At 35.9% G+C, this 9,334-nt stretch carries 7 protein-coding genes and 1 rRNA gene; 4 read left to right on the plus strand and 4 right to left on the minus strand.

Annotation, left to right across the window (positions count from 1 at the left end):
- Positions 1-19 precede the first annotated feature (19 nt).
- The 4 genes from pta (at position 20) to HMPREF1528_RS09880 (ending at position 6,176) form a co-directional block, all read left to right on the plus strand.
- Positions 20-2,095, plus strand: a complete 2,076-nt coding sequence (gene pta, locus HMPREF1528_RS09865; RefSeq protein WP_016479630.1) for a phosphate acetyltransferase — start codon at positions 20-22, stop codon at positions 2,093-2,095.
- Positions 2,096-2,157: 62 nt separating this feature from the next.
- Positions 2,158-3,363 (plus strand): acetate/propionate family kinase, encoded by a 1,206-nt coding sequence (locus tag HMPREF1528_RS09870; RefSeq protein WP_016479631.1) that lies wholly within the window; start codon positions 2,158-2,160, stop codon positions 3,361-3,363.
- A gap of 373 nt (positions 3,364-3,736) precedes the next feature.
- On the plus strand, positions 3,737-5,128 hold the full coding sequence (locus HMPREF1528_RS09875; protein WP_016479632.1) for an arginine decarboxylase: 1,392 nt from the start codon (positions 3,737-3,739) through the stop codon (positions 5,126-5,128).
- Between the two features lie 100 nt (positions 5,129-5,228).
- Positions 5,229-6,176, plus strand: coding sequence for a DUF4421 family protein (locus HMPREF1528_RS09880; RefSeq protein ID WP_016479633.1), 948 nt, complete (start codon positions 5,229-5,231; stop codon positions 6,174-6,176).
- Between the two features lie 15 nt (positions 6,177-6,191).
- On the opposite strand, the gene HMPREF1528_RS09885 is transcribed toward HMPREF1528_RS09880, so the two are convergent.
- The 4 genes from HMPREF1528_RS09885 to rrf form a co-directional block, all read right to left on the minus strand.
- The gene (locus HMPREF1528_RS09885) at positions 6,192-6,842 is read right to left on the minus strand and encodes a hypothetical protein (protein ID WP_034568017.1); all 651 of its coding nucleotides are present in this window, start codon (positions 6,840-6,842) and stop codon (positions 6,192-6,194) included.
- Positions 6,817-7,677: a DUF805 domain-containing protein gene (locus HMPREF1528_RS09890; protein WP_009410937.1), complete on the minus strand. Its 861-nt coding sequence runs from the start codon at positions 7,675-7,677 to the stop codon at positions 6,817-6,819. The genes HMPREF1528_RS09885 and HMPREF1528_RS09890 overlap by 26 nt, the downstream gene beginning before the upstream one ends.
- Before the next feature lie 53 nt (positions 7,678-7,730).
- Entirely contained in the window at positions 7,731-8,567 is an 837-nt protein-coding gene (locus HMPREF1528_RS09895; RefSeq protein ID WP_016479635.1) for a tetratricopeptide repeat protein, read from the minus strand.
- 536 nt (positions 8,568-9,103) lie between these two features.
- Positions 9,104-9,214: ribosomal RNA gene (rrf, locus tag HMPREF1528_RS09900) — 5S ribosomal RNA — on the minus strand.
- Between the last annotated feature and the right edge of the window lie 120 nt (positions 9,215-9,334).

Consider the following 9,334-nt stretch of genomic DNA (forward strand, 5'->3'; position numbering starts at 1 on the left):
CTAAAAAGTAAATAAAAAAATGAATAAATCTGTTTATATCATCGCTACCAATGCACACAGCGGTAAGTCGGTGGTGAGTTTGGGTGTGTTGCAAATGATTATGCGCAACACTGCCAAAGTAGGTTATTTTAGACCTATTGTAGAAAGTAAATCTAAAAAAGATACTTTCATCGAGACTGTCTTGGAGCACTTTCAGCTCGATATGAGTTACGATGAAGCCTATGCCTACACACGTCAGGAGGTTATCGCTCTTAAAAACGAAGGCAATATAGGGGAAGTATATGACACTATCATCAAAAAATATAAAGCCTTAGAAAGCAAATTCGACTTTGTTTTAGTGGATAGTTCAAGTACTATAGACGATAGCTATTTCGACACAAACTTCAACGCTTCGGTAGCACAAAGCCTCAACATTCCTGCTTTGATAGTGCTTAAAGACAACTTTTCATCAGAAGATGAATTGGTGAACCAAGTACAGGCAGATCTTAACAACTTCTTGGAAAAAGATTTGCGCGTACTTAGCGTATTTGTAAACAAGGCTACTAATGCCACTGCTGATACGCTCAGCAAATTAGAACAACGCTTTAAAGATATAACCTTCACTTTGATTCCGCGTAAAGAAGAGCTTTCACGCCCTACTATCCGCGAGATAGCCAATGCACTCAACGTTGAATTTCTTTACAAAGGCGACAATATAGACGTTACCACCAAACGTACCATTGTGGGAGCTATGCAACTTTCTAACTATTTAGCCAAACTAAACGAAGATACTTTGGCTGTACTCCCTACCGACCGTATTGACCTCATAGCAGGTTCTTTGGTGGCTAACTATTCCAATTTCTCTAATATCAAAGGGGTAGTACTATACGGCGACTTAACCCCCGACCCTTCAATGAGTAAGATTTTAGATGGTATCCAAAAGAACATTCCTATAATGATAGCTAAAACAGATACTTTTGAAACTGCTAATATCATTGGGAATACAAAATCAAGCATCTATCCTGAAAATACTGAAAAGGTAAAAATGCTTCTTCAACTATTTGATGAAAATGTAGATGCTACGAAACTCAACAGCAGTATAGCTTCTTTCAAATCGGAAACTATTACCCCTCGTATGTTTCAATACAATATGGTACAAAAAGCACGTGCAGGACAAAAACGCATTGTGTTACCAGAAGGTACTGACGACCGTATTCTTACTGCGGCTTCTCAATTGGCAGAGGACGAACTCGTTTACCTCACTATCTTGGGAGAACCCGAAGCGATTAAAACACGAGCTAAGAACATTTTGGGCTTGAAATGGAACGAAGAACGTATCAGTATTATCAATCCCGCTGAGAGTGATAAATATGAGGCTTATGCTGAAAAACTATACGAATTGCGCAAGAGCAAAGGATTGGAGCTTTCGCAAGCCAAAGACTTAATGCTCGATTCGTCTTATTTTGGTACAATGATGGTATTCTTAGGCGATGCCGATGGTATGGTATCAGGAGCAGTGAATACTACTGCTCACACTATCCGTCCGTCTTTGCAATTTGTAAAAACTAAACCAGGGGTAAACACCGTTTCCTCTGTATTCTTTATGCTTTTGCACGACCGCGTACTAGTATATGGTGACTGCGCCGTAGTGCCTAACCCTACTGCTGAACAATTAGCCGATATAGCTATTAGCTCTGCCGACTCAGCTATTGCTTTCGGTATTGAACCTAAGGTAGCACTCCTCTCCTACTCTTCTGGTAATTCTGGTAGTGGTGCCGACGTAGACAAAGTGCGTGAAGCAACAGCACTTGTAAAAGAGCGTCGCCCTGAGTTACTCGTAGAAGGGCCTATACAATATGACGCTGCGGTAGACCCAAAAGTAGGGAAACAAAAGATGCCAAATTCACCTGTGGCAGGACAAGCCAATGTGCTTATTTTCCCTGACCTTAACACTGGTAATAACACCTATAAGGCGGTGCAACGTGAAACAGGAGGTTTAGCCATAGGGCCTATGTTACAAGGATTAAAGAAACCCGTAAATGACCTCAGTCGTGGGGCTCTTATCCCTGATATTTACAACACTGTACTTATCACTGCGATACAATCAGAGTTTTAGTATCCTCCCCTGCCCCCTCTCCAAAGGAGGGGAAAACTAACGACTAATAACAAAAGACTAAAATGGAAATATTAATCATTAATTCAGGGAGTTCATCTCTCAAATATCAGCTTATCGACTCTAAAACAGGAGAATCGAAAGCAAAAGGAATTGTAGACCGCATCAATATTGACGGTAGCTACGTGAAATATGTGGCTGTAAAAAACGGCAAAGAGATAGAAGTGAAGAAAGAACAACCTATTCCTACTCACGAAGTGGGTATGAATTTGGTAGCTGAACTTCTCACAGACCCTGAAGTGGGCGTTATCCACAACCCTAGCGATATTAAAGGGGTAGGACACCGCGTAGTACACGGAGGTGAGAAGTTTGTACAACCTACTGTAATTACTGATGAGGTAGTAGCCGAAATCAAACGCCTTATTCCTCTATCGCCTTTGCACAACCCAGGACATTTAGAAGGGATACGCGTAGCACAAAAACTCTTTAATAAAGCTACTCACGTAGCCGTTTTTGACACTGCTTTCCACCAAACAATGCCTGCTAAAGCCTTCCGTTATGCCATTCCTAATGAATACTATGAAAAATACGGATTGCGCGCTTATGGATTCCACGGCACGAGTCATAAGTATGTAGATGCACAGGCTCGTAAACACCTTAATAATCAACATATCAAGAACATTACCATTCACTTGGGCAATGGGGCAAGTATGGCTGCTGTAAACGAAAAAGGACAATGTGTAGACACTTCAATGGGACTTACACCACTCGATGGACTCATTATGGGAACGCGCACTGGGCAGATAGATGCCTCAGTAGTTTTCTTTTTGGGGCAAGAACTGGGTATGAGTTATGAAGAAGTGAAAACACTCTTTAACAAGAAGAGTGGTATGCTTGGGCTCACAGGACATTCTGATGCTCGTGATGTAGCAGCTCTATATCGTTCAGGTGATGCCAACGCAGCCCTTTGCTACGAGATGTACGGCTACCGCATTCAGAAGTTTATAGGAGCTTATACAGCAGCACTTAATGGTTTGAATAGCATTGTATTTACCGCAGGTTTGGGCGAAAACGATGCTCTTACACGTTCATTTGCTTGTAAGCACTTAGATTTCTTTGGTATCAAGCTCGATGAGAAGAAAAACGAAGAGCTCAATCATCCTACTAAACCCGTAGAGATTCAAGCTAGCGATAGCCGTGTGAAGATACTTATCATCCCTACTAATGAAGAATTGCAAATAGTAAATGAGATAGTAGATTTGGTAAAATAATTCTCATAAAACTACTTTTTACAAACTTTGCCAAAGATATGTATTTATTTTTGGCAAAGTTTTTTATATAATATATATTGTAATTCAAAAATAATAATTACTTTTGCATTCTGATAAGTAATGATACACTATCTCTAAACTATAAAATAATTTAATTACTAAAAACCTTTGGTTGCTGAAAATGAACATCTTATTTTTAAGTTATTTTCACTCTGCACGTACTCATTCCTTGCAAATTAAGTTTAAGGCTAAGAGCCTTTCACCGCTTCGTATTTGAATCAGGTGTAATTAGGTAATATGAATAGATAGCCAAGATGTTATCTGAATATTTTTTTACTAAAAAATTACTCATTATTTAAATTACACTGTACAAATGAAAAATAAATATATCGACCTAATTGACCAAACCTATTACTTCCCACAAGACGAATTTACCTTAGATGGCGATGAACTTCGCTTTCACAATATCGATTTAATGGAGCTCGTACGCAAGTATGGAGCACCCCTCAAATTTATGTATCTCCCTAGAATATCTGAAAATATTCAGCGTGCTAAAAGATGGTTTGAAAAGGCTATCAAGAAGCACAAGTACAAAGGAGCGTACAACTATTGTTATTGCACCAAAAGCTCGCATTTCAAACACGTAATGGTAGAAGCATTGAAGAACGATATTCATATGGAAACCTCTTCAGCTTTTGATATCAATATCATCAATAATCTTATCAATGACGGACTTATTAGTAAAGAGACTCACATTCTATGCAACGGTTTCAAGCGCGATGCTTATATCGATGGCATTGCTGACCTTATCAATCGTGACTACCACAACTGTATTCCTATCATTGATAACTATGAGGAAATTAATTTATTTGAAGAAAAAATAAAAGGTTCATACAGTATAGGTATTCGTATTGCTTCTGAAGAAGACCCTCGTTCAGAGTTTTATACCAGTCGTTTAGGAATTGGTTATAAAAATATTGTTCCTTTCTACAACCGTGAGATTAAGGACAACCCTAAAGTACAACTCAAAATGTTGCACTTTTTTATCAATACGGGGATTAAAGACAATGCCTACTATTGGAATGAGCTCCTCAAGTGTTTGCGTGTGTATATCCAACTCAAAAAGGTTGCACCTGAACTCGACAGCCTTAATATAGGCGGTGGTTTTCCTATCAAGAGCTCGTTGGCTTTTGAATTCGATTATGCTTATATGGTAGATGAGATTATCCGTCAGATAAAAATCACTTGTGATCAAGAAAAAGTGCCTGTACCAAATATCTTTACTGAATTTGGTAGTTTCACAGTAGGCGAAGCTGGGGGGGCTATTTATGAGATAATGTATCAAAAGCAGCAAAACGACCGTGAAAAATGGGATATGATAAACTCCTCTTTCATTACTACCTTACCTGACTCTTGGGCTATCAACAAGCGTTTTGTACTATTGCCTATTAACCGCTGGAACGATGAATACGAACGCGTACTGCTCGGTGGACTCACTTGTGATGGTGACGATTATTACAACAGCGAACAGAATATGAACGCTATCTATTTGCCCAAGTACAACAAAAATAAGCCATTGTATATAGGTTTCTTCAACACAGGGGCTTATCAAGATAGTATTGGAGGAGTAGGAGGCTTACAACACTGTTTGATTCCACAACCTAAAATAGTACTTATTGATAAAGATAAAAATGGGAACCTAACCTCTCGTCTCTTTATGGAGCAACAAAAAGCTGACGAAATGCTGAAGATTTTAGGCTACTAAATGCAGTATATACTTTGCAAAGTCTTACGACTTTGACAAAGTATTTCTAATAATACCTAAACATTTAATTCCTAGTTCTTAAAATCTAATATCTAACAAAATGAAATACATAATATTATTTTTCTTATCAATCACTACTCTATGGGCACAAGATACCACTTCCACTAAGAAGCATTACTATAAAATGTGGATAAAACCTTCTTTAAGTATCAATTATCTATCAATAGATATAGAAGATGAACCATTAAATCCTGCTTTGAAAAATAAGTCGTTATTGCCCAACTACCCACTTACAGTTGGGTTAGGATTTGGTATCCACAATACTTATATTAACCTTGATTATGCTCAGAGTGTTGCCCCTTTGCGCAATGAGAGCAAATACGGAAAAACAAGATATTTTGATTTTCAGTTACATTCATTTGTAAGTCAAAAGATTTTACTTGATTTCTATTATCAAAGTTATAAGGGTTTTTACTATGAAGAAGGCAAGAATAATATTCAGATATTGGCAGATACTCGTATACAACAAATAGGTTCTGAAATGTTATATTTCTTCAACTTGAAAAACTTTTCAGTAAAGAATATTTTTAACCCCGATGGAGACCCTTTGCAACCTACTTTTACTTGGTACGCAGGAGCTGGAATCTATTATCACAAAGTAGCAATTCCTGCTATTTCACTTGATGAGGATACTTTTAGACATATACAAGGAGGCTTCAGTGGAGGCGTTTCGGGAGGTATCGAAATATTGCCTCGCCTTACCTTTACAGCTTTAGCGGGTATGGGATTCTATTTTGGAGGTGAAGTTAATCCACTAAGCAAAATGAAGTTTAATCAGTACGTAAACTTTAGGCTTAATACTTCGTTGTCTTATACACAAAAAGACTGGTCACTTGCCTTTTCAATTCTTTACAACAACAAGAATTTGTACTTTAAAGATGTTGATTTACTGGGTATCAATACTGCGAATTTTAAACTTACTTACATAAAACAAATCAGATTCTCTACTCGCCGTAGTAACAAAGTAACTCGTTATTTAGGAATGTAAAATTTAAGTAGAAGGTTATCTTCTCTTCACATTTTTTATAGTATCATCTATCACTCGGTCATAGATTTTACTCTTACCCGAATGTTTCTTTTGATAAGTAGTCAAATGTTGTATTAGAGCTTCTCTCTCTTGTTTATTATTAGAAGATTTTAAAAACAATCTATATTCTGACATAACCTTATAATACGCCAATTCATAAGAAGGTATATAACCATTTTCACTATATATTGCTACTAAGTTTAGTACCTTTTCAAATTGTAATCCGTCAAAAGCTTGCTTCAAAGTAGTTAACTGATGTTGTTTTGCTTTTTGAGAGCGAATACTTAAAAATATCTCTTCAGTATCAGGATATGATTTCAATGAATCACTCAATAATTTTATCTTACTTAAATCTGCCCTTTTATCAATATGAGAGAGATAATAAGCTATTTGTTCTCTTATTCTCATCACTCTATTGAAGTCGAACTCAGCAATGTGTTCTTCATAATCTTTGGTAATTAAATCATACTCTGTTTGAATTAACAAATATAATGAATCTAAGTCCTTATAAATCTCTCTTGTCTTTTGTGCGTTTACTTCCCAAAAGTAAAATATACATAAATATAATAAAACTCGTTTCATAATCTTTATTGTTGTTTGATTAATGTCCTTGAATAATATCTGCATATTTATCCCAAGCTCTAGCTATCCTATATTTTTCTACAAATTCAATAGGCACATAAATAGCTTTCAATTTCTCATCATTATATGCCAAATAACCATCCAACATAGGAGGTTCTTTAGTCTCAAGTGTTATACTTTCTGGACAATTCTTACCAAAAATACAATTACCTATATGTAAACATTCACTGGGGAAAGTCACTGAACGCAAATGCTCACAATCGTCAAGAGCGAAATCACTAATAAAGTTAAGATGTTCTGGAAAAATAATATAAATGAGCTTATTGCAACCATAAAATACATCTCTTCCTATAAAACTCACTTTATTAAGTATTGGGTCAGCAGACATATTGATAGACTCTACCTCAGTATCAAGCCATTTCTTCAGAATAGTATCATCTTTTGTAACTACAAAATCATACCTATGAGAAGTACTATCCTCAGAAGTATGTTTAGCTATGGGTTGATATGCTCTAACTAAGGGCGGTTGTAAAATAGATGAAGAAAAGGTTGATGCATTGAAAAAATTTACTCTCTTTTTAGGATCTTCTCCGTATTCATTTTTTCCCAATACACCTTCTGAAAAAAGTAAAAAGAAAGGATTATAGAAAGGTAAAAGCACATACCAGCCGCTTTGCCCCAAGTCGTGTGAACGTTTCACTGATTGAGCTAAAATAAACCAAAACAATAATGTAAAGAATAAAAACTTTATTACTATTCCTAAAGTTACTACGGCATCTATTACACCCAAAAATATAAGAGCAAAATAACCTATAATAATAGATAGTCCAAACTCTGTACGCCTAATACGTCCTTCAAAAAGAAAGATATTCTTAAACATATATCACTAATTTTATAATTACCTTATCTTTCTTATTCCTAACTTTATAGTTATTATTGCTGAATAGCATTTAAATACTCACAAGCTTTAGGACTATTATTCCTACACCCCTTCTCAAACCAGTAAATAGCCCTTTTTTGTGATTTATCCACACCAGTACCGGCATAATAGCAAAATCCTAAAATAGTTTGAGCTTCCTTGTCTCCTTGGTTAGCTGCTTTTTCAAACCAAAAGATAGCCTTAGTATACGACTGAGGTATTCCCTGCCCCTTGAAATAATAAGAACCTAAATTGCGTTGTGCCTCAACATCACCTTGATTAGCAGCTTTCTCATACCAAAGTACCGCATCACTATCTGATTGTGCCACTCCTAAACCTTTGTAGTAACAATATCCTAAAAAACTCTGTGCCTCTGCAAAATCTTGATCAGCTGCTTTCTGAAACCACAATACAGCTTGCTCATCCGATTGTTTTACTCCTTGCCCTTTGTGATAGCACACACCTAATTTCGATTGAGCCTCAGCATACTCCTGTTCAGCTGCTTTTTGAAACCAATAAGCTGCTTTTTCATAAGACTGTACAACTCCTTTCCGATAGTAATAACAAAGTCCTAATTTCGTCTGTGATTTTACATCACCCTGTTCTGCTGCTTTTTCATACCAAGCAACAGCTTTAGGAAAAGACTGAGGTACTCCAATACCTTTTTCATAATTAGTTGCCAAACGCACTTGAGCTTCCATATCACCCTTTGTGGCCTTCTCTATCAAAGTCTTAAAATCTTCTCGTTGAGCATAACTCATACCAAAGAAAAATAGCAAGTACACAAACAAAACTTTAAAGAAAAGTTTATTCAGTTTTTTTAATACTTTTGTGTTGAATATTATATTCATATGTCAGCGAATTAAAAGTTAATAATAATGTAATGAAGTAGTCAGTTTTATATTATATTCGATGGCAAAGATAAAACATTATTTTATACAAAACAAGTTTTTTTTGATTATTTCTTACACACCTCTTTCACTATTAATTTGAAAATAGCTAATGTATATATTACAAAAACATAACATATAAAATAAAGGAATCTTTTTAGTATATTTTATCTTTATTAAATACTCATTCATTCTTCGTCTTAAGTTCGTCTTAGCTTCGCTCTTCCTTCGAATAAACCCTGATTTTCAAGTATATTACCTACCTCACAAGCTTTCTTTCCTTACTCAATCAAAAACTTTTCACTCTTAACTTTTTACATATTCTTTGTATAACAATTGTTCAAAATTCATATAAGGTTCATATAAGCTAAGCTTTTTTGCAATATACAGCTTTTTAATTCTCCTACTCTCTCCAACTCGTCCTTCCCCCTTCCAAGCAGTCCTACAACTTCAAACAACAAAAAAAGAGCAATTCTTTATCAGAATTGCTCTTTATAAGAAGGCGGCGACATACTCTCCCACAACAAGTGTAGTACCATCTGCGCTAAAAGGTTTAACTGCTCTGTTCGGAATGGTAAGAGGTGAGACCTTTGACTATAACCACCTTAAATCTTTAGGCCTTAGGTTGTGCGACTCAGAACTAATACCTGATGCCTGTGGCCTAATGCCTTGATATTTTAACATATAGGGATAAAAAACATATTTTCTCAATTGACAATTGATAATTA

Origin of the sequence: Capnocytophaga sp. oral taxon 336 str. F0502, assembly GCF_000411575.1 — a bacterium.
GTDB classification, from domain to species: Bacteria; Bacteroidota; Bacteroidia; order Flavobacteriales; family Flavobacteriaceae; genus Capnocytophaga; species Capnocytophaga ochracea.

Excerpts from the sequence above, each read along its gene's own strand:
- pta (WP_016479630.1), top strand. The coding sequence starts at position 20 with ATGAATAAATCTGTTTATATCATCGCTACCAATGCACACAGCGGTAAG.
- HMPREF1528_RS09870 (WP_016479631.1), top strand. The coding sequence starts at position 2,158 with ATGGAAATATTAATCATTAATTCAGGGAGTTCATCTCTCAAATATCAG.
- HMPREF1528_RS09875 (WP_016479632.1), top strand. The coding sequence starts at position 3,737 with ATGAAAAATAAATATATCGACCTAATTGACCAAACCTATTACTTCCCA.
- HMPREF1528_RS09880 (WP_016479633.1), top strand. The coding sequence starts at position 5,229 with ATGAAATACATAATATTATTTTTCTTATCAATCACTACTCTATGGGCA.
- HMPREF1528_RS09885 (WP_034568017.1), bottom strand. The coding sequence starts at position 6,842 with ATGCAGATATTATTCAAGGACATTAATCAAACAACAATAAAGATTATG.
- HMPREF1528_RS09890 (WP_009410937.1), bottom strand. The coding sequence starts at position 7,677 with ATGTTTAAGAATATCTTTCTTTTTGAAGGACGTATTAGGCGTACAGAG.
- HMPREF1528_RS09895 (WP_016479635.1), bottom strand. The coding sequence starts at position 8,567 with ATGAATATAATATTCAACACAAAAGTATTAAAAAAACTGAATAAACTT.